At 37.3% G+C, this 19,745-nt stretch carries 18 protein-coding genes; 13 read left to right on the forward strand and 5 right to left on the reverse strand.

Annotated elements, in window-relative coordinates; all coding sequences use genetic code 11:
• The first annotated feature begins 36 nt into the window (after window positions 1-36).
• The 5 genes from I5435_RS01275 to cydS all read left to right on the forward strand — a co-directional run bounded on the left by I5435_RS01275 (window position 37) and on the right by cydS (window position 5,319).
• A complete protein-coding gene (locus tag I5435_RS01275; protein WP_024360853.1) occupies window positions 37-738 on the forward strand; it encodes a response regulator transcription factor in 702 nt (233 codons plus the stop codon).
• The gene (locus tag I5435_RS01280; RefSeq protein ID WP_337983096.1) at window positions 735-2,390 is read left to right on the forward strand and encodes a sensor histidine kinase; all 1,656 of its coding nucleotides are present in this window, start codon (window positions 735-737) and stop codon (window positions 2,388-2,390) included. Before I5435_RS01275 ends, I5435_RS01280 begins: the two co-directional genes overlap by 4 nt.
• A gap of 447 nt (window positions 2,391-2,837) precedes the next feature.
• Window positions 2,838-4,181, forward strand: a complete 1,344-nt coding sequence (locus tag I5435_RS01285) for a cytochrome ubiquinol oxidase subunit I (RefSeq protein WP_024360855.1) — start codon at window positions 2,838-2,840, stop codon at window positions 4,179-4,181.
• Window positions 4,178-5,206 carry a cytochrome d ubiquinol oxidase subunit II gene (locus I5435_RS01290; protein WP_024360856.1) on the forward strand — a complete coding sequence of 343 codons (1,029 nt, stop codon included), beginning with the start codon at window positions 4,178-4,180 and terminating at the stop codon, window positions 5,204-5,206. Before I5435_RS01285 ends, I5435_RS01290 begins: the two co-directional genes overlap by 4 nt.
• Before the next feature lie 11 nt (window positions 5,207-5,217).
• Window positions 5,218-5,319 carry a cytochrome bd oxidase small subunit CydS family protein gene (gene cydS / locus I5435_RS23130; RefSeq protein WP_371830855.1) on the forward strand — a complete coding sequence of 34 codons (102 nt, stop codon included), beginning with the start codon at window positions 5,218-5,220 and terminating at the stop codon, window positions 5,317-5,319.
• A 63-nt stretch (window positions 5,320-5,382) separates the two neighbouring features.
• On the opposite strand, the gene I5435_RS01295 is transcribed toward cydS, so the two are convergent.
• On the reverse strand, window positions 5,383-6,288 hold the full coding sequence (locus I5435_RS01295) for a TetR/AcrR family transcriptional regulator (RefSeq protein ID WP_024360857.1): 906 nt from the start codon (window positions 6,286-6,288) through the stop codon (window positions 5,383-5,385).
• Window positions 6,289-6,445: 157 nt separating this feature from the next.
• Here I5435_RS01295 and I5435_RS01300 point away from each other — a divergent pair, with 157 nt between their 5' ends.
• Window positions 6,446-7,960, forward strand: a complete 1,515-nt coding sequence (locus I5435_RS01300) for a DHA2 family efflux MFS transporter permease subunit (RefSeq protein ID WP_025218403.1) — start codon at window positions 6,446-6,448, stop codon at window positions 7,958-7,960.
• A gap of 76 nt (window positions 7,961-8,036) precedes the next feature.
• Here I5435_RS01300 and I5435_RS01305 read toward each other — a convergent pair whose 3' ends face one another.
• Window positions 8,037-10,223 (reverse strand): MMPL family transporter, encoded by a 2,187-nt coding sequence (locus I5435_RS01305; protein ID WP_337983097.1) that lies wholly within the window; start codon window positions 10,221-10,223, stop codon window positions 8,037-8,039.
• Window positions 10,224-10,346: 123 nt separating this feature from the next.
• Between I5435_RS01305 and I5435_RS01310 the strand changes: the two genes are divergently transcribed.
• The 6 genes from I5435_RS01310 to I5435_RS01335 all read left to right on the forward strand — a co-directional run bounded on the left by I5435_RS01310 (window position 10,347) and on the right by I5435_RS01335 (window position 15,692).
• On the forward strand, window positions 10,347-10,964 hold the full coding sequence (locus I5435_RS01310) for a TetR/AcrR family transcriptional regulator (protein ID WP_036204619.1): 618 nt from the start codon (window positions 10,347-10,349) through the stop codon (window positions 10,962-10,964).
• A gap of 404 nt (window positions 10,965-11,368) precedes the next feature.
• A complete protein-coding gene (locus I5435_RS01315) occupies window positions 11,369-11,797 on the forward strand; it encodes a helical membrane plugin domain-containing protein (protein WP_024360861.1) in 429 nt (142 codons plus the stop codon).
• A 45-nt stretch (window positions 11,798-11,842) separates the two neighbouring features.
• Window positions 11,843-13,027, forward strand: coding sequence for an NAD(P)/FAD-dependent oxidoreductase (locus I5435_RS01320; protein WP_024360862.1), 1,185 nt, complete (start codon window positions 11,843-11,845; stop codon window positions 13,025-13,027).
• Window positions 13,028-13,220: 193 nt separating this feature from the next.
• The gene (locus I5435_RS01325) at window positions 13,221-13,799 is read left to right on the forward strand and encodes a TetR/AcrR family transcriptional regulator (RefSeq protein WP_108030707.1); all 579 of its coding nucleotides are present in this window, start codon (window positions 13,221-13,223) and stop codon (window positions 13,797-13,799) included.
• A 102-nt stretch (window positions 13,800-13,901) separates the two neighbouring features.
• Window positions 13,902-15,014 (forward strand): ABC transporter permease, encoded by a 1,113-nt coding sequence (locus I5435_RS01330; RefSeq protein WP_337983098.1) that lies wholly within the window; start codon window positions 13,902-13,904, stop codon window positions 15,012-15,014.
• Entirely contained in the window at window positions 15,015-15,692 is a 678-nt protein-coding gene (locus tag I5435_RS01335) for an ABC transporter ATP-binding protein (protein ID WP_025218408.1), read from the forward strand. It abuts the gene before it with no gap.
• Between the two features lie 57 nt (window positions 15,693-15,749).
• Here I5435_RS01335 and I5435_RS01340 read toward each other — a convergent pair whose 3' ends face one another.
• On the reverse strand, window positions 15,750-16,376 hold the full coding sequence (locus I5435_RS01340; protein ID WP_337983099.1) for a hypothetical protein: 627 nt from the start codon (window positions 16,374-16,376) through the stop codon (window positions 15,750-15,752).
• An 83-nt stretch (window positions 16,377-16,459) separates the two neighbouring features.
• Here I5435_RS01340 and I5435_RS01345 point away from each other — a divergent pair, with 83 nt between their 5' ends.
• Window positions 16,460-17,434, forward strand: coding sequence for a quinone oxidoreductase family protein (locus tag I5435_RS01345; RefSeq protein ID WP_337983100.1), 975 nt, complete (start codon window positions 16,460-16,462; stop codon window positions 17,432-17,434).
• A gap of 36 nt (window positions 17,435-17,470) precedes the next feature.
• Here I5435_RS01345 and I5435_RS01350 read toward each other — a convergent pair whose 3' ends face one another.
• Together I5435_RS01350 and pdxR are read right to left on the reverse strand one after the other, a co-directional pair.
• Complete coding sequence (locus I5435_RS01350) at window positions 17,471-18,265, reverse strand: EcsC family protein (RefSeq protein WP_029747048.1); 795 nt, start codon at window positions 18,263-18,265, stop codon at window positions 17,471-17,473.
• Window positions 18,266-18,356: 91 nt separating this feature from the next.
• Window positions 18,357-19,724 carry a MocR-like pyridoxine biosynthesis transcription factor PdxR gene (pdxR, locus tag I5435_RS01355; RefSeq protein WP_337983101.1) on the reverse strand — a complete coding sequence of 456 codons (1,368 nt, stop codon included), beginning with the start codon at window positions 19,722-19,724 and terminating at the stop codon, window positions 18,357-18,359.
• Between the last annotated feature and the right edge of the window lie 21 nt (window positions 19,725-19,745).

The following is a 19,745-nucleotide window of genomic DNA, read 5'->3' on the forward strand; positions in this document are numbered from 1 at the left end:
GACTACCTTAAAGTAATCTTAAAAGTAGGTGACAAGGTGCAAGAAGCGGCGATATTTGTGTTAGAGGATGAACGTGCCATTGCGGAAATGATTGAAATTATTTTAAGAAAAGAAGGTTTTGTAAATATTACGTTATGCACGACGATAGAAGATGGGAAAAAAGCGATCGAGCAAAATGTTTTTGATTTTTACTTATTAGATATTATGCTACCAGACGGTAGTGGGCTTGATTTGGCGGAAGTTATTCGAAAGCAAAGTGATGCACCGCTATTTTTTTTAACAGCCAAGAGCAGTGATGCAGATAAACTTCGAGGGTTTATGAATGGCGCAGACGATTATATTACGAAACCGTTTAATCCGCTTGAGCTAGTAGCAAGGGTAAAAGTCCAATTTACTCGATATATGAAGCAAAAGAATGTATCTGGAAGTCACGTTTACACATGTAGCCGTTTTACTTTTGATATAGATGCAGCAGAAATAACTGTAGACGGAAAAAAGGAATTGATTAGCGGTCGTTTATTTTACTTATTGAAGTATTTATGTGAAAACGAGGGGCAAGTATTATCGAAAGAACAAATTTATGAACGTGTGTGGGGCGATTTTTTATTTGACGATAATACAGTAATGGTTCATATTCGCAAGTTACGTGAAAAAATAGAAAGGAATCCTGGTAAACCAACTTGCATTATTACGGTGAGAGGGATTGGCTATAAATTAGTTGGAGATGATCAAGTATGAAGCCGGCAGGGAAATTATCACTGCGTTTTGTATCCTACTTTATCATATTTTATTTACTTATCATTTTGGGCTTCATTATTAGTTTAGTGGTTTTTGGACTTTTTATAAATGAACGAGTCGGTGATAACATCCATACGATGAGTTCTTTTGAAATCGAAGATAATGCAATTGTGAAAAATGGTAAATCCGTAAAAATAGCCGATTTCTTAGAAAAACGCGCAGAGGAAAATGTAGGGCAGTTATATTTATTGAACAATGCCATGGAAATTGTCGATTATACAGGGGATAGTTGTGAGCTGTGTAGCATGACGGACCGTGAAATTATGGCGCTTAAACGTCCAGGCATGCATACGTGGGAAATACCCAAATACTATTTGTTGTTTTTACCTACATCGCCTTTGCAGCCTATGTTCAATGAGGTCTTGCAGGTGATTCGTGAAAAGAAAGAATTCCCTTCGGAGCTACTCGAACGCTTACAAGCTAATCAGATTGCGATTGAAATTTATAATGAGCGTTGGAATCGTGTAAAGGTAATCGGGGAGCATTATAAGAAATTGCATAAGCCGCAGTTGCTAGATGAAAAATATGATATTTTTGAGCAAGCCGAGCTTAGGCAAAGTACGTCATTAGAAGATGGTTCAACGCTAATAGTACGTATGCCAAACCCCTCCTATAAGCCATTTGAAGAGCCTTTTAATAAAGCAATGATTTTATTTGTGTCTATATTTTTTGGCGGGCATAGTATTTTGTTGGTAGGAATTATTTTGTTATCCATGAGCATTTCACGTCAATTTGTACGGCCCCTTGTATATGTAATCTCTCGTATTGAACGACTAACGCAGTTCGATTATAGGGAAGTAAGTGATAATAAAATCCATCATCAAAAGACAGGTAAATTGAAAAGGAAATTTAAGTTATTCCAACCTGTTGATGAATCGCTTAATCATTTATCTGAACGTCTTGCTTCCAACGAAAGACAAATTCAGCAATCCGAGCAACTACGAGAGGAATGGATAACGGGTTTGTCGCATGATTTAAAGACACCATTAAGCTCGATTTATGGGTATTCTACAATGCTTGCTTCCGAAGAGTATGAATGGACGAAAGAAGAGATGCGAATATTTGCGAATACAATGCGTGAAAAAGCCAACTATATGGATTTACTTATACAAGATTTAACGTATTCTTATCAATTAAAGAATAAAGCAATCCAGCTCGAGAAAGTATCATTAGCACTTGCCACATGGTTACTCCAATTTGCAGATGAGCAAGTATCAATCAAAGTATATGGGGACGTAATGCTTGAAGCAGATGAGCTTTTATTAAAGCGCATCTTAGATAATTTAATTACCAATGCTAAAAAATACACACCAGAAGGTACGAAGGTTCTTGTAGAGGCTCAAAATATAGAAAAAGGCATTAAGCTAACGATTACAGACCAAGGTCCAGGTATTCCACAAGATGAATTAGACAATCTTTTTGAACGCTATTATCGTGGTACAAATACAACAGATGATGCAACGGGCACAGGTCTTGGCTTAGCCATTACGAAACAACTGATTGATTTGCATAATGGAACAATATGCGTTCATTCTGATAATAATGGTACTATCTTTGAATTAAAATTTCTTGAAAAATTGCCCTTATGCTAACAATGTTTAATCATACAAGCTAACCATTAAAAAACCGCTAGAGGCTCATGCTTCTTAGCGGTTTTTTAATTATTTGGGGTGGGACTGTTCATTAGTTAATGCCACAAACAAAATATGAATGAAGAAGATTACTCGTTTTTGGAGTGATCTTTTTTTATGTAAATAGAAAGTGTCATGCTATTCACAAAGTTGTCAATGTCGTTTTTTTATAGTGGAAAACCCCTATATTTCTAAAAAGTTGGGTTGCTTATACTGGTGGCATAGAAGAAAAAGGAGATGCAATTTTATGAGGAATCAATGGGTTGATTCGTGTGGTAAATAAACAACAAAATCGTATTGCATATAAATCCCAAGAAAAAAAGTTAATCATTATTAGTTTTGTAATAGCTGTGATAATGTTGATGTCATTTGTCGGGAGAATATTTAGTAGCTAGGAGATGTATAAATATGAATGATTCAGCTGTATTTTGGAGCCGTGCCTTAACCGAATTAACATTATCTTTCCATATTATTTATGCAACAATTGGTGTTGGTATACCGCTGATGATTATGATCGCTCAATGGGTTGGGATTAAAAATAATGATGAGCATTATTTATTACTCGCTCGACGTTGGGCACGTGGATTTGTTATTACAGTAGCAATTGGCGTTGTGACAGGAACTGCAATTGGCTTGCAACTTTCTTTATTATGGCCAAACTTTATGGAATTAGCTGGTCAAATTATTGCTCTACCACTATTTATGGAAACGTTCGCGTTTTTCGTTGAAGCCATTTTTTTAGGGTTGTATTTGTATACATGGGATCGCTTCAAAAATCCGAAGAGACATTTACTATTATTAGTACCAGTAGCCATTGGTGCCTCTATGTCAGCAGTATTTATTACAATCGTGAATGCCTTTATGAATGCACCACAAGGATTTGATATTGTGGATGGGGAGCTAATCAATATTCAGCCCGTACTAGCCATGTTTAATCCGGCAATGCCGACAAAGGTAGCGCACGTTTTAGTAACATCTTATATGACGGCAGCTTTTTTATTAGCTTCCATTGCTGCCTATCGCATGCTACGAGGGTCTGCGCACGTATATCATAAAAAAGCGCTGTATTTACTAATGAAATTAGGGTTAGTCTTTTCACTGGCAGCACTTGTAGTAGGAGACTTTTCAGGCAAATATTTAGCGGAATATCAACCTGAAAAATTAGCAGCAGCAGAATGGCATTTTGAAACGGAAGAAGACGCTTCCCTTGTTTTATTTGGTGTATTGGATGGAGAAGACATAAAATACGCTATTAAAATACCTTATGCTTTAAGTGTATTAGCGCATAATAATCCGTTTGCAGAAGTGACGGGGCTTGATCAATTTCCGAAAGATGAACAACCACCACTCTATATTCACTATTTATTCGATGTAATGGTGATGATTGGCACGTTATTAATTGTAGTGGCAGCTGTTTATGTTCTGGGTAAATGGCGAAATTGGCAATTTGTTTCGTCTAAACTATTTAAAAGAGTAATTGTTGCAGGTGGTCCACTTGCACTTATTGCAATAGAAGCGGGCTGGTGGTTAGCAGAAGTAGGGCGACAACCATGGATTTTAAGAGGGTACATGAAAACATCGGAAGGTGCGACTACTAGTGGGCAAGTAGATACGATGTTAATTCTATTTGCGGGCTTATATATCGTTTTAGCAATTGGTAGTATCATAGCGCTTATTCGGATGTTCCGTGACAATCCAATTGAACGTGAACTTGCAGAACATAAATTAGTTGAAGGTTGTGAAGAACCATGAGCTTAGAAGTTTTGGGCATTTCTGTACTATGGTTATTTCTCTTTGGTTATGTCATCGTTGCATCTATTGACTTTGGGGCAGGCTTTTTTAATGCCTATAGTGTCATGATTGGGAAAGATCATATTTTATCACAAGTGATAAAACGCTATTTATCACCAGTGTGGGAAATTACAAATGTTTTCTTAGTTTTTTTCTTTGTAGGTATTGTTGGTTTCTTTCCGCAATCAGCTTACTATTATGGCACAATTTTGCTAGTACCCGTAAGTATTTCTCTAATTTTAATTGCAATTCGGGGCAGTTATTATGCATTTGAATCTTATAGTGCAAAAAGTGGACACATTGGCTATAAGCTAATGTACGGTGTCACTGGTTTATTTATCCCAGCTTCCCTTTCCATTGTATTGACGATTTCCGAGGGTGGATTCGTAACAATGGTAAAGGATCAGCCTCATTTGGAAATTGCGAAACTTTTTACTAGTCCTTTAACTTGGTCAATCGTGTTGTTAAGTGTTGTAGCGGTTCTGTATATTTCCGCAGTATTTTTAACTTGGTACGGTAAAAGAGCGAACGATGAACACGCTTCCGATTTAATGAGAAAATATGCACTTGGCTGGTCAATTCCACTTGTTGCAAGTGTTATCGGGATTATGGTGGAATTAAAGGGGCACAATCCTGCACACTATGAAAATATGCTGAATTTATGGTGGCTATTCGCCATGTCAGGTGTTCTTTTTATCATGACTCTAATCCTTTTAGGCGTTAAGAAAAAATATGGGCTAGCCGTTATATTATTGGTCGTACAGTTTGGCTTCGCCTTTTTCGGCTATGGCATTTCTCATTATCCTTACTTGTTGTACCCATATTTATCGGTTCATGATAGTTTTACAAATGAATCGATGGCCATAGCATTGGTCATTGCCTTTATTGGTGGTCTTGTTTTACTCATACCTTCACTTTATTTAGTGATGAAATGGTTTGTATTTGATCGTGATTATGCTTGTGGTAAACGGAATCATCACGTATAGGAGGTTTTACAGTGAATCAATTTATTATTTTTTATGCACCGTTTCTAGTGGTTGCTTTAAGTATTATAATTGGCTTCTGGGTAGGCCCGAAAGACCGTAAAGTAAATCGTTAAAATTGTTTGGGTGACTGGCACCACTAAAGCCCCCGATTAGCATTGCTAATCGGGGGTTTTTGATTACTTTTTACATTGCTCTGATGGTTGTTGCATTTTTACATAGCGCCATAGACTATTGGCAATATCACGTGCTTCAGCAGCATGTTCCGTTCCAACGAATGCTTTTCTGAAAGGGGTGAGCAAGGATTCAATAATAAAGAGTTTTGGTTTTTGTTGCTGCAATTCCTCTAAAAGAAATGTTGCATATTCAAAACCTTCAAGCGTGTCATCTTCTGACAGCCCCTTAGTAAAGCCTGCTAATTGGTCAATGACGACATCTTTACTTACTTGTTGATAATTAATTACGTTTTGTATTGCATTAAACATTTCAGCACTTATAAGGACTTCATTGGATTCAAGCATAGTAGGTATAATGACACTTATATTGCGTAATGCTACTCGTACAATGGCTTCGCGGTTTATATATTTGTAGTCCGCTATTAGGACTGCACGTAAGGAAAGGTTCACCATCCCCAATGTTTGTACGGCACATTCATAGCTCATCGGTCTAATTTCTTCACCAAAAACTTGGACAAGTCGATTGGCAAGCCATTCTAATTCTTGTAAGTGATAATTCAAAAGGATTTTTTTAAGTTCACTATCCCGTGAATGGAAAATCGATTCGAAAATTTGTACGAGATTATGCTCACGATTGACATGCATCAACACTGCCACTTGCTGTGTTAATATTTCTAAATCAGTGGGATCCTTTCCATAAAGAAGCTCGTGTCGACGATTACTAGCCTCCTCACGCCCCTCATCTAAAATGGCAATTAAACATTCATTTTTAGAAACAAAATGATTATAAAAAGTGCCCTTTGAAACTTTGGCTGCACTAATAATATCGTTAATGGACGTATCTAAAAATCCTTTTTCTATAAAAAGTTCCCGAGCTGCAGTAATTATTTGTCTTTTTCTTTTATTCATGACCTCACCTTTTTAAAGTTATTATACTAGTATTCTACAATGTAAACGCTGTTATATCAACGTTTTGAAATTTATTAATCTTAATTCTTGAAAAAAGTAGACTGCGAGTATAAAATAAGTTTTATCGTAAACAACAAGAGAGAATAGAGGGATATAAATGAATAATGACTTAACAATGAAAAAGCCCCCTTATGGCATGATTGCTATTTTGTTCGTGGGTGCTTTTGTTGCTTTTCTTAACAACACATTGTTAAATGTTGCGTTGCCAACAATCATGAAAGATTTTGGTATTACGTATGCAAAGGTACAATGGCTTGCAACTGGATATATGCTGGTCAGCGGTATTTTAGTACCTGCATCAGCATTCTTTGTGACGCGCTTTAAAAATAGACATTTATTTATTACGGCAATGTCTATCTTTACGATAGGTACAATTATGGCTGGCTTTGCTCCAAACTTTGGCATGTTATTGGCAGGGCGTATGGTGCAAGCGGCAGGGGCTGCTAGTATGTCACCATTATTAATGAACGTCATGCTAACTAGCTTCCCAAAAGAAAAACGTGGAGCGGCAATGGGTATTTTCGGTTTAGTTATGATCGCTGCACCAGCAATAGGTCCGACATTATCTGGTTATATCGTTGAACATCATGATTGGCGTATGTTGTTCCAAATGATTATACCATTTGCCATTATTAGTCTACTATTTGGTATTTGGAAATTAGACAATGTAATGGAAACACGTGAAGTACACTTAGATGTTCCTTCTGTATTATTATCAACAGTAGCGTTTGGTGGAATTTTATACGGTTTCAGTACGGCAGGTGACAAAGGATGGTCGAGTCCTTGGGTATACGGTACGATTATAGTGGGGTTTGCTGCTTTAATTATCTTCATCTTTAAACAACTACGTATGGATCAGCCTTTATTAGAATTACGTATTTACAAATATCCTATGTTTGCATTAAGCTCTGCGATTTCCGTAATCGTTTCAATGGCGATGTTCTCGGGGATGATTTTAACCCCTGCGTATGTACAATCAATTCGTGGGATTGAACCATTCGAAGCAGGTTTAATGATGCTTCCTGGTGCCCTTGCAATGGGGATTATGTCTCCGATTACTGGTAAACTTTTCGATAAATTTGGACCGCGTATATTAGCGATAATCGGTCTAACAATAACAACAATGGCTACTTTCGGCTTAACGAAATTAGCGATGGATTCTAGTTATACATTTATCGTATCGATGTATACAATTCGGATGTTTGGTATGTCGATGGTTATGATGCCAATTATGACAAATGGTTTAAACCAATTACCACAGATGATGAATCCACATGGTACAGCTATTAATAATACTTTGCAACAAGTAGCTGGAGCTATTGGTAGTGCGGTATTAGTTACATTTATGAATAACCGTACAAAATCAACAGCAGAAGATTTAATTGCAGAGGCTAAAGCACATGCAGCTCAATCTGGTGTTGCACCAACAGCGGAGCAAATGCAACAAATGAAAGAGCAAATTATGCAAACAGCTTTACTAGACGGCATTACACATTCTTTCTTAATCGCTGCTTTTGTGACGGTACTAGCACTAATACTAGCGTTCTTCTTAAAACGTGTAAAAGTTGAAAGTGCAGCAGCTACGATGGATTTAAAAAAACCAACAAATTAAGATAGACAAAGAAATCCCACCGATCAAACTGTCGGTGGGATTTTAAATGCTAAATTGTTTGAGTGCCTGTCACCATTTAATGACCTTTTTTAAAGAGCGCTCCTGGCCAGAATGCATATTTGCCGAGCACCGTTGTAATGGCAGGTACAAGTAAAGGTCGTACAATAAACGTATCCAGTAATATACCGATTGCTGTTACAACACCGAACTGTACAAGGACTTGAATTGGTAATGTAGCAAGCACCGCGAACGTACCTGCTAAAATGAGTCCTGCGGATGTTATAACACTACCTGTATGCACAACGCCTTCTTCTACCGCTGTTAAATGGTCCTTCGTTTTTCGTTTCTTCCAAATCTCAGAAATCATGAAAATATTATAATCCTCGCCAAGTGCAACTAAAAATACAAAGGCATATAGCGGAATAGAGCCTGAAATTGCCTCTGCACCCATGACATGGTGCAAAATAAGCCAGCCCGCACCAAGCGCACCAAAGTAAGAAATAATAACTGTAGCAAGCAGATAAACAGTTGCTGTTACTGAACGTAAATAAACAAATAATAATAATGCGATTAAAGCAATCATTGTCGGCATGATAACAGATTCATCGCGCTCGGTAATTTGCTTTGTATCATATTGGCTTGCTGTTTCCCCGCCAAGCCATACGTGTGAGTCAGCATCTTTTATACCAGAATCTTTAAGAAGTTTAACAACTTCAGCTTTCAATTCCGGAATATGCTCTAAAGACTCTTGTGCATACGGATTGGCATTCAATGATAATTCATACAATTGTATCGAATTATTTTTCGTACCAATTTGTACATCAGACACGTTATCGATATATGGAATTTTTGTAAGCTGTTGTTGTAAATTAACATCCGAGCCTTGCGTATCAATTACTAGCTGAACAGGTGCCAACTCGCCAGGTGAAAAATTCTCTTCTATTAAAGTAAAGCCTTCACGTGATGGCATATCTTCTGGGAAAGAAGATAATAAGTCGAAAGTATATTGAATGCGTGGTACAAAGGCCGCTAAGCCACCAAGGAGCAAGACAGTGACTGCAATAACAATCCATGGCTTATGCGTTACAAAATGTCCAATTTTATGACTCACTTTATGAGAAGGTTTGTGCTGTTTTTTGCCCTTTGCTTTTGCCATTTCTTCTGTACGTGGCGTGAATGGGAAAAAGGCTACTCGCCCTATAATCACAAGGATTGCTGGTAAAACAACTAGCGCAGCAATGCCCATTACCAATACGCCAAAGCTAAATGGCACTGCGAAGCGTTGGAATGAGCCATAATGGGCAAGACTAAGTGTAGCTAAACCAATAACAACGGTAAGCGCACTCATCATAATAGCGCCACCCGACTCTTTTACAGCGAGCTTCATCGCTGTCGCTTTATCTTCAACATCAAGTAAAATTTCACGGTATTTTGAAATTAAAAATAAGCAATAGTCCGTACCAGCACCAAATAATAAAACCGTCATGATGGATACAGCTTGTGAATCTTTGTCAATCCATCCTTGCTCTGCAAAGAAACCGAGTGTTGGACTAATAACACCATAGGCAAGCCCTACAACAATTAAAGGAATAATGGCAAGTAATGGCGAACGATAAATTAAAATTAATAACACTAATACAAGCAGTACGGTTGCAATCATTAGTTTTACATCAGCTTGTGAAAATAAGCTAACAGCATCCGTTGCAATACCGACTGGTCCAGAATAGCGAACATGTAGTGCGTCGCTTGATAAATCTTGATCCAGTTGAACATTGTTTGAATCCATTGTTTTTGATAATGTATCTAGACTTTCTTGTAAAACATCAGTGGCAACATCTTTTTCAAAGAAAACAGGTGTGACAATTGTAGAACCGTTGTCAGATGCAGATGCTGATAAAGCCTGTGGTGGCATTTTATCGTATGGTGGAACTAATGTTTGATGCTCTAAAGGGTTGCTATTTAGCTCTGCATAAACCTTTTGGATAGCTCCAAAATCAGCTGGTGTTAGGCCGCTTTCTCTATGCCAAACGAGTAATAAAGGTGTACCTGCATCATTTGGAAATTCTTCAGCAATAATGGCTGCTGCTTGCTCGGACATTTCGGTGTCAGGCAAGTTTTTACCCGTTTCACTTTCGATGCTATTAATTTGCGGCCAAGCAAACGAAAGGACGAGAACAAGTAATATCCAGCATCCAAGTGCAAGAAAACGCCCTTTTTTACTGGCTACCATTGAGCCCCATTGCTCAAGTGGATGTTTTTTCATTAGAAAACCTCCGTTTCATGTAATGTACACTAATTATATATACTAGAAGGTTAATTAATCAATACAGAAGTATTGATATGTTATAATATGTTTAGTACTACACATTATAAGGAGGCGATCTTGTTGAAACAATCACCGCGTGTTCTAGGAAGACCTCGCCATGATGACAAGGCTAAACCTACAAAAGATATTGTCTTAGAAACAGCGACCATGCTGTTTATTAAGGATGGCTACAAAAACGTGTCCATGGATGATGTTGCCAAAGCCTGTAATGTTACAAAAGCCACTATCTATTACTACTACCCAACTAAAGGGGATTTATATACATCGGCCTTAGTTGAAATGATGCATAGAATTAGACATCATATTGAACGAATTTTAGAGCAACCGATTCCATTTAGAGATCGATTAGAGCAACTGATTGAAGTCCATTTATCAGCAACTGTTGATATTGATATGAAGAACTTTATGCGAGAGGCGACCATCAATCTATCACAAACGCAATTGAAAGAAGTACATGCTTCTGAAAATGAGATGTATAAAACGATTGAGCGAGCGATGCAAAGTGAAATGGAAAAAGGGACAATTCGCAAAGGGAACGCAGAATTTTTTGCCCATACGTTTATGGCGCTAATGTCAGTGGGCTACTTTAAAGATGGTGAAGGAAAAAGGCTTTTTGACACAGTATCTTTGGCGTCAAAAGAAATTATTGCTTTCTTTTGGTTATCCATCGAAAAGTGAGAAAAATTGTAGCTAATAACATAATTTATGGCGTTTGAGTTGTTTTATCGCATGGTTAACATTGATTTTTCTTCCAAAAAGAACAGAAAAAGAGTACAGACTGCTAAAAATAGTTTACCATTAAACTATTTTTCAAAGATTGTGCCATAGTTGATTGAAATAATGCGCAAACAGTCTTATAATGGATGATGTAATGTCACCAAGATAAGATAAGGATGGAATTGTGATGCGCTTTGTGCAAAATGGAAAATATGTAACAAATCATGAAATTCGCTTTCCAGCCCTTGTGACTGGTGAATGTAAGATATCCGCTGTAACGACTGTTAAGAAGATCGCTTAATGGTCTTTTTTACATGGAGGCAATATAAAAAAATAGTATTAGTGACGGCAAAGGAGAGTTCAAAATGTCAGAAACGAATAACCAAGCACAGTCTGAACAATTAACTGTGAGTCAAGAACAATTAGATGTACTAGACCAACTATTAAAGCCTGAGGTGCAAGAATCTCTAACAACTTTAGTTGAACAATTACCAAAGCTAACTGAAATGATGACGTTATTAACTAAATCATATGAGTTTGCGCAAGCAGTTGCAACCGACGAAGTGTTAAAAAGTGATACTGTTGGTGCTGTAACAGAAATGGCTGGACCAGTAGTAGGATCGGCTAAACAACTTGCAGCTACAGCTATTGAAGCAAAAGATCGCGCTTCTGAAAGCCAAGAAGTCATCGGTTTATTTGGTCTTGTGAAAATGTTAAAAGACCCACAAGTTCAAAATGTTTTCCGTTTTGTTAATGCATTTTTACAAGTTAACGCTGAACGTAAATCAAAATAAAGTTCGAGATATATTCAATTCGTAAGGACGGAGGATTAATTAATCATGTCAAAAGAAATCGTCATCTTAGGTGCTGGTTACGCAGGTGTATTAACTGCATTAACAGCGCGTAAGTATTTATCAGCTGATGAAGCTAAAATTACAGTAGTAAACCAATTCCCAACGCACCAAATCATCACTGAACTTCACCGTTTAGCTGGTGGTACTATTGCAGAAGGTGCAGTAGCGCTACCGCTTAAAAAAATCTTTAAAGGTTTAGATATTGATTTACAAATCGCTAAAGTAACGAAATTTAATGTAGATACTAAAAAGGTTGACCTAGATACTGGTTACACTTTATCTTACGATACATTAGTTGTTTCTTTAGGTAGTCAAACTGGTTTCTTCGGTATCCCAGGATTAGAAGAAAATTCAATGGTACTTAAATCTGTTAACGATGCAAACAAAATTAACCGTCACATTGAAGATCGTATTAAAGCATATGCACAATCTAAAGATGAAGCAGATGCAACAATCGTTATTGGCGGTGGCGGTTTAACAGGTGTTGAGCTTGTTGGTGAAATCGTGGACAACTTCCCAAAAATCGCAGCACAACACGGTGTAAACTTTGCAGATCTTAAAATTAAGCTAGTTGAAGCTGGTCCTAAAATCTTACCAGTACTTCCAGATGTACTAATTGAACGTGCAACGGAAAGCTTAACAAAACGCGGTGTAGAATTTATCACAGGTACTCCAGTAACGGGTGTTGATGGTAACGTTATTTCACTTAAAGACCGTGAGTCAATCGTTGCCAATACATTCATCTGGACTGGTGGTGTAGCTGCACTTCCAATCGTTGCTGAATCAGGCCTTGCTGCTGACCGTGGCAAAGCAACAATCAACGAATTCCTACAATCTACATCACACGAAGATGTATTTGTAATCGGAGATGCTTCTGTGGCATTACCAGCTGACGGCGGACGTCCACTTTATGCGCCAACTGCACAAGTTGCTTGGCAAATGGGTGAATGTGCAGGATACAATTTATTTGCACAATACAAAAACCAAGAGATGAAAACATTCTCTGCAGTTAACTCTGGTACACTTGCAAGCTTAGGACGTAAAGATGCAGTTGCGACTATTGGTGCTAGCAACACACAACTTAAAGGTCTACCTGCAACACTTATGAAAGAAGCGTCTAACATTCGCTATCTGACACACATTAAAGCATTATTCGGCTTAGCATACTAATTTTTAATCATAACTAAATAAAATGCCCCGTGGATGTTAATATGAAAACTAACATTTAACGGGGTGTTTTAGTTTTGTGCAGTTATTTTCTAGTGTTTATTTCACTAATAGAAAGTACCGTAATTATTGTGAACTATTTAATTGTAGCGTATGCTAAAAGTATCCAACAATTCGTGTAGGGAGTGAGGAATATATGGGCCGCGATCGTAAGTTTAGTACGCTCGATTTATTCTTGGAATCGAAAAAATTGGTATTAGCTGTTGGCTATGAAGGATTTACGATTGCTCGACTAGCTGAATCATTAGAAGTTTCAAGAGCTGCCATTTATAAATACTATACAAATAAAGATGAACTACTGATGGATTTTATGTTACATGAGATGGATAAAAGTGTAAAAGATTTATTATCAATTCCTGCGGAGTTATCTTATCTTGACCAATTAGACGAGTTATTGCATAGTATTTTTCGTTCAAAGGATTTACATTTACTATTAGGTATTGCTGAAATTATTTCAACAACCAATAAACCTCACATGCAAGAAAAAAAAGAAAAGCTGTCAGCGATGCATTTTAATATGTATGGACCTTTAATGCGTATCGTCCAACAAGGAAAAAAAGAAGGGTTTGTGGATGCTGATATTCCTAATGATCTTGTCCTTGGATTTATTTTTCAGAGTATTAATATTCCAAATCATAGTCAAATGGATGAAGTACAGTTTTTTAACTTTACGAAACTATTAATTTTAAACGGTGTGAGAGGTAAAAATAAGTGACACATGTGTAACTAATGAGTATAATACTAGTTGCGTATGTGTACTTTTTTATTTAAAAGTGACACATGTGTAACTTATAAAGATAATAGGAGGAAACGATCGATGTTTTTAGCTTTAAAAGAAATTAAACATGCAAAGTTACGCTACTCAATGATTACAATGATTATTGTATTAATAGCATGGTTAACGTTTATTTTGTCAGGGCTTGGAAATGGACTTTCGACATTAAGTGCAGCTTCTATCAAAAATCTAGATGCGCATTATGTAGTATACGAGGAGGGTTCAGGTTCAAAATTTAGTAAATCTTTAATTTCCGCATCTTTAAAAGAAAAGATTGATGCACAAAGTAAAGTAGAAGATAGTGCACTATTTGGTTCTGCAATGGCGGCTGTTTCTAAGAAGGGTATCGATGAAAAAACAGATATTGCACTTCTAGGGATTGAACCTGGGTCGTTTATCGAACCCAAAGTAATAGAAGGTAAGAAGTTAGATAAAAACATTCAAAATGGCGTTTTAGCCAATAAAACGTTACAAGACAAAGGCTATGCAATTGGTGACCAAATCAAAGTGGACAGTTCCACAATTGTATTAAAAATTGTCGGCTTTGTTGAAAACGAAACATATAACCATTTACCAGTACTATTCAGCACAGTAGAACAATGGAGAGCCTATCAATTTGCTGCACCAGGTGCCAATAACGGCATTGAAGATGTAGTAAATGCGATAGCGATACAGGCACCTAACTTAGATGCAGAGAATTTTAGTGAAAAAATCGGGGGCATCGAAACCGCAACGAAAAGTCAGGCAATTAATGGAATGCCAGGATATATGGAAGAAAACGGGACGATTGTCATGATGTTAGTGTTTCTCGTTGCTATTTCTGCGTTTGTCATCGCGGTCTTCTTTTATGTTTTAACGATTCAAAAGACACAACAATTTGGTGTAATGAAAGCCATTGGTGCAAAAAATAGTTTTATCACAAAGGCAATTGTTTCCCAAGTGTTTGTCATTTCTTTAGTAGGTATTTTAGTAGGCGTAGTGCTTACATATTTAACAGCACTAGTTTTCCCGGAAGACATGCCATTTAATTTAGACCCTACCCTTGTTGTACTTTACGGTTTCGCACTTTTATTAATCAGTGTGTTAAGTTCATTTGTATGTGTTCGCCAAGTATCTAAAGTAGATCCATTAACAGCATTAGGGAGAGTGGAGTAGATGAAACGTTTAGAAGTGAGAAATATGACAAAAACCTATGACGAAGGCAGTTCAACAATTACAGCTCTTAACAATGTGTCAATGGAAGTAGATGCAGGTGAAATAGTAGCCATTATTGGTCCATCGGGTTCAGGCAAAAGTACATTATTATCGGCAGTTGGAGCCTTGTTACAGCCCTCTTCAGGTAGTGTCATCGTCAATGGTAAAAAAATTGAGACGCTAAAGGAGAAAGAACTTGCTAAATTCCGTCTAAATGAAATAGGGTTTATTTTACAAACATCTAACCTAATTCCTTATTTAAATGTACTAGATCAACTACTGCTAGTAAAAAAAATGGCAGGTAAAGTATCAAGTACTGATCAGCAGTTTGCAAAGCAATTGTTGGCAGATTTAGGACTAGAAAAAAAGCTTAAAAAATTCCCAAATGAGCTATCTGGGGGAGAGCGTCAGCGTGTAGCAATAGCCCGAGCTTTTATGAATGATTCAAGTGTGATTTTAGCAGATGAACCAACAGCTAGTTTAGATTCTAAGCGTGCTTTCGAAGTTGTGCAGCTAATTTCTAATGAGGTTAAAAAGCGTAAAAAGGCGGCTATCATGGTAACGCATGATGAGCGTATGTTAACTTACTGTGACCGAGTGTACCGCATGGAAGACGGTGTTTTAACACTGCAGTCTTAATATGCTTTAACAGCATTTATTCACGACCTCTTAGGCCTTTTACGCATCTGGCGTTCTTTAGAAAGAACTACCGTTTTGAAGAAAAATGTTGAGATCGTTTAGTATAGTGTGACAGGTATTAATCGACTCTAATGTATTGTTTGCTATTTCAAGTGAATGGTTTGCATCTTCTACAATAGTAAGCTGATGAGAAGTTAGTCGATTTAGTCTTTCCGCTGTGAAGTGAGGGTCAGCTGTTCCTATAGCTAAAAAGGAATGTCGATGGATTAAATTTTGCATAGTATGTTCCAAGGCTAGCAGTGGTGTAAATAGTATATAACGAGAAGGTACAACGGTTTCCTGTTGCATATAAAAATCAATAATTGGCATGGTTCCTAGCGATTTTCCAATGTAAACAACTTCTTTGTAAGCTTTTGTTTGTAAATAATAGGTCACAATAGAATCCACAGTGTTAAAAACTTTTTCAGAAATAACGTTTGGCGGCTTGTTGAACAACTGTTGCTCAAATGTATAACATACTTGGACAATATCATAACCGAAGTCAAGCATCAAAGAAGTAGCGTAATGTAGTAAGGGTTTGTCATAGTTGTAGCCTGTACCACAGAACATAAAACAAATTTTGTCACTATTCATATTAAAAAAATTGTAAGCAGAGCCGTTATAAATATCTTTTCTAGCCTTCATCATCATTCCTCCTATTGGTTTGAAAAATGGTAACTCTTTTATGTAAAGTAAGTTATAATTTTACTATAACAGGAAGGGGGATAATGATGAAGGCTGTTACAATAAATGCTTTTGGACCACCCTCCGTATTAACTTTTGTGGATTGTCCAAAACCAGCGATTTCCAAAGGGGAAGTGCTAATACGGGCGTCCTATACAAGTGTTAATTTTGCGGATATCAAAAATAGAACGGGCAATAAAGCGAAAGCGAATTTTCCAATGATCCTTGGATTAGATGTTGCGGGTGTTATAGAAGAGGTTTTTGATGATAGCAGTGGTTTTCAAAAGGGAGACAAAGTGATTGCTTTCCCAAAAAATGGTGCATATGCGCAATGTGTCGTCGCAAATGAACAGCTAGTGTTTCGCATTCCAAATGACGTATCTCTTAAAAAGGTAGCTGCTATACCGACTGTTTTATTTTTATCTTATATGTTAACACATCAAATTACACAACTAGGTACAGACGATAGTATTTTAATTCATGCTGCATCAGGTGGAGTCGGAACGATGCTTATTCAAATGGCAAAAAGGCGTGGAGTGAAGAAAATAATAGGTACTGTTAGCACTAAAGAAAAAGCTGCCATTGCCTATGAGCTAGGTGCACATCATGTTCTGACATATGAAAACTTTAGTGCCAAAGTGAATGACTATACGGATGGTCTTGGTGTCGATGTTGTCTTTGATTCGATTGCAGGAGCCATTACCGAAGAAAGTTTCCGTTGCTTAGCTCCATATGGTACACTTGTGCAATTTGGTAACAGTAGCGGTCAGGTGGGTCAAATAAAAACAGCTGACTTACATAGTAGTTGCCGCAATGTAAAAGGCTTTAGCTTAGGAACGACGCGTGCTTTAAAGCCGGAATTATTGCAACAAGTAGCTCCAGAAATATTTTCATTAATACAGAATGAAAGTTTCCAAGTGCCTATAGCAGCAGAGTTTGCTTTAGAGGATATGGAAAAGGCACATACCTTTATGGAAAGCCGTCAACATCAAGGAAAAATCCTAATTAAAATTGTGTAAGAATTGTTTGGGTGACTGGCACCCATTTAGCTGGCACTAATTTAGTTTTTCGTATATTCTTCTTTTTCGATATAGCATGATGCCTGTCTCCGCAACATCCTGCATCATGCCTTTATTAGCGTATGCTCCGAAAATCATGCCTGCAATCGGTACCATTTGGAAGAGCTTTTTCCAGCCCATTTGATCGCGGTACGTGAAAAATACTTCCTGCCAACCTTGTAGCTGTGAAATCATCGTTTCTGATGCGTTTTTGTTGTCGTGCATGGAGGACAGCTCTTCTAAAATAGCTTCTTTACCCACAATATCCGCTGACGTAAATTGTAGACATTTCACAATGAAAATACGTTCCATTTTATCATTCGGATCGTAGCCATGAATAATGGCTATTTCTTGCAATGTTTTTAAAGCCATTCCTAATATAAAAGGAATATCAATCGCCAATGTGAAAATACCACCAAAACCAGTCGAAGCACCTTGTACTGTTGCTAATTTCACGCGTTCTTTTTGAAGCTTGTCACTAAGAGCAATCATCTCCTCTAAAGGAATATTCCCGATATCAGAGATTGCAAATATATTAGGATTCGAAGACTGATTACGGATTTTTTGAATCATCATTTGTTCATTAATTAAATATTTTCCACCAGATTGAATATAACTTCCTAGCTCATCGACAAGTAAAGCTAGTTTTTGTTGAATAAAGGCAGGGGTCATCTTATCTAAAATTTTAAATGGAATGCGCCCTAATCTCTCCCAAAACCATAGTCCTTTTTGGTCTTTCTCCCACGCTTCAATTTCTTGTAAATAGTTGATTAATTGCTCTCGATTCTCCATTTATCTACTCCCCTTGTGAATGCATTTAGTTAGAATACGTTATTTAGTTTAAAAAGTTTCAAGTACATGCATAAACATTAATGAATAATGATTAAGAGGCATGCCATACAGAAGCAAGTAAGGAAATACCTTCTTCAATTTGTTCTAGTGACAATCCTCCATAGCCAATAATTATCATCGCATGTTCAGGAGGGGATTGAAATGAAGTCGAACAAGGATAAACATTAACGCCTACTGTATGAGCAAGATGAAGAGCATCTTGTTCCGATAATCTTTTTGGTAGTTTCACAATAATATGTAGACCAGCGTGTTCGCCTATAACTTTAAATTCATTGGAGAAATGATTAGCAATAGCTGCTAGTAGCGTTTGCTGTTTTTTTCGATAAATCGTACGCATTTTAGCTAAATGTTTGTCAAATAGCCCTTGTCCAAGAAAATCAGCTAGTACAAGCTGGTCTACTTTTGACACAACGGACTTTTGTTCCTGATAAAAACTAGAAAATGATGCAATGAGTGATTGAGGCAAAATCATATAACTAATCCGGAGAGACGGCAGTAATGTTTTTGAAAATGTCCCAAAATAAATGATCCGCTGTAGTTGATCCATATTTGCTAGGGAGGGAATCGGAAGCCCTTTATAACGAAATTCTCCATCATAATCATCCTCTATAATAAATGCCTCGTTTAAGTTCGCCCATTGTAATAGTGCTACACGTCGTTCAGCCGACATAACCATCCCCAGTGGAAACTGATGAGCTGGCGTTGTGTATAACATGTGAATAGCCTTTTGGGGTACCGTTACGCCTAAGTTATCCACAGTAATCGGATAGATGGGTAAACCACATTGCTGTAGCGTAGCCCTCACACGTTTAAACCCAGGTTCCTCTAAGCCAACATGCGTTTGTGGACCAAAGTAATGACATAATGCTTGCAGTTGGCTTTGTGTACCACTATAGACAAATACTTGTGATGGATCGCATTGAATACCTCTGGAGCGTCCAACATACTTGGCAATTTCCTGTCGTAAAGCTGCTTCTCCCTGCCATGGGCTTGTTGATAAACTGTTAATAGTAAAATGCTGTTTCATTAACTTATGGAAAATGGAGAAGGGGAACGTGTCTTTATCCACATGACCATTACTAAAATCATAGGTTACTGATTGTTCGGTCATAGGCAATGAAGCGGATTTTTCTGTTTGTAATGGTTGGAGCCATTCAAACTCCAATTGCGCAATGTAGTAGCCTGAGCGTTCTTTACTATAAATATAACCTTCTGCAAGCAGTTGCTCATAGGCTTCTTTTATTGTATGAACGCTAACATGTAATGTTGTTGCAAGCTTTCGTTTGGAAGGCAATTGTTCATGGGCTAGAAGCTTTTTCGAAAGAATAGCATGTTTAATGTTTTCATAAATCTGTGCATATTTAGGCTTATTTCCGATAAAGGAGATAGCTAGTTCCATTTCATTTCACAGCTCCTTGGT

Origin of the sequence: Lysinibacillus sp. C5.1 (assembly GCF_016350185.1) — a bacterium.
Lineage (GTDB): Bacteria > Bacillota > Bacilli > Bacillales_A > Planococcaceae > Lysinibacillus > Lysinibacillus sphaericus.

Excerpts from the sequence above, each read along its gene's own strand:
- I5435_RS01290 (WP_024360856.1), top strand. The coding sequence starts at position 4,178 with ATGAGCTTAGAAGTTTTGGGCATTTCTGTACTATGGTTATTTCTCTTT.
- I5435_RS01285 (WP_024360855.1), top strand. The coding sequence starts at position 2,838 with ATGAATGATTCAGCTGTATTTTGGAGCCGTGCCTTAACCGAATTAACA.
- I5435_RS01300 (WP_025218403.1), top strand. The coding sequence starts at position 6,446 with ATGAATAATGACTTAACAATGAAAAAGCCCCCTTATGGCATGATTGCT.
- I5435_RS01295 (WP_024360857.1), bottom strand. The coding sequence starts at position 6,288 with ATGAATAAAAGAAAAAGACAAATAATTACTGCAGCTCGGGAACTTTTT.
- I5435_RS01350 (WP_029747048.1), bottom strand. The coding sequence starts at position 18,265 with ATGGAGAATCGAGAGCAATTAATCAACTATTTACAAGAAATTGAAGCG.
- I5435_RS01345 (WP_337983100.1), top strand. The coding sequence starts at position 16,460 with ATGATGAAGGCTGTTACAATAAATGCTTTTGGACCACCCTCCGTATTA.
- pdxR (WP_337983101.1), bottom strand. The coding sequence starts at position 19,724 with ATGGAACTAGCTATCTCCTTTATCGGAAATAAGCCTAAATATGCACAG.
- I5435_RS01315 (WP_024360861.1), top strand. The coding sequence starts at position 11,369 with ATGTCAGAAACGAATAACCAAGCACAGTCTGAACAATTAACTGTGAGT.
- I5435_RS01305 (WP_337983097.1), bottom strand. The coding sequence starts at position 10,223 with ATGAAAAAACATCCACTTGAGCAATGGGGCTCAATGGTAGCCAGTAAA.
- I5435_RS01330 (WP_337983098.1), top strand. The coding sequence starts at position 13,902 with ATGTTTTTAGCTTTAAAAGAAATTAAACATGCAAAGTTACGCTACTCA.
- I5435_RS01280 (WP_337983096.1), top strand. The coding sequence starts at position 735 with ATGAAGCCGGCAGGGAAATTATCACTGCGTTTTGTATCCTACTTTATC.
- I5435_RS01335 (WP_025218408.1), top strand. The coding sequence starts at position 15,015 with ATGAAACGTTTAGAAGTGAGAAATATGACAAAAACCTATGACGAAGGC.
- I5435_RS01340 (WP_337983099.1), bottom strand. The coding sequence starts at position 16,376 with ATGAAGGCTAGAAAAGATATTTATAACGGCTCTGCTTACAATTTTTTT.
- I5435_RS01320 (WP_024360862.1), top strand. The coding sequence starts at position 11,843 with ATGTCAAAAGAAATCGTCATCTTAGGTGCTGGTTACGCAGGTGTATTA.
- I5435_RS01325 (WP_108030707.1), top strand. The coding sequence starts at position 13,221 with ATGGGCCGCGATCGTAAGTTTAGTACGCTCGATTTATTCTTGGAATCG.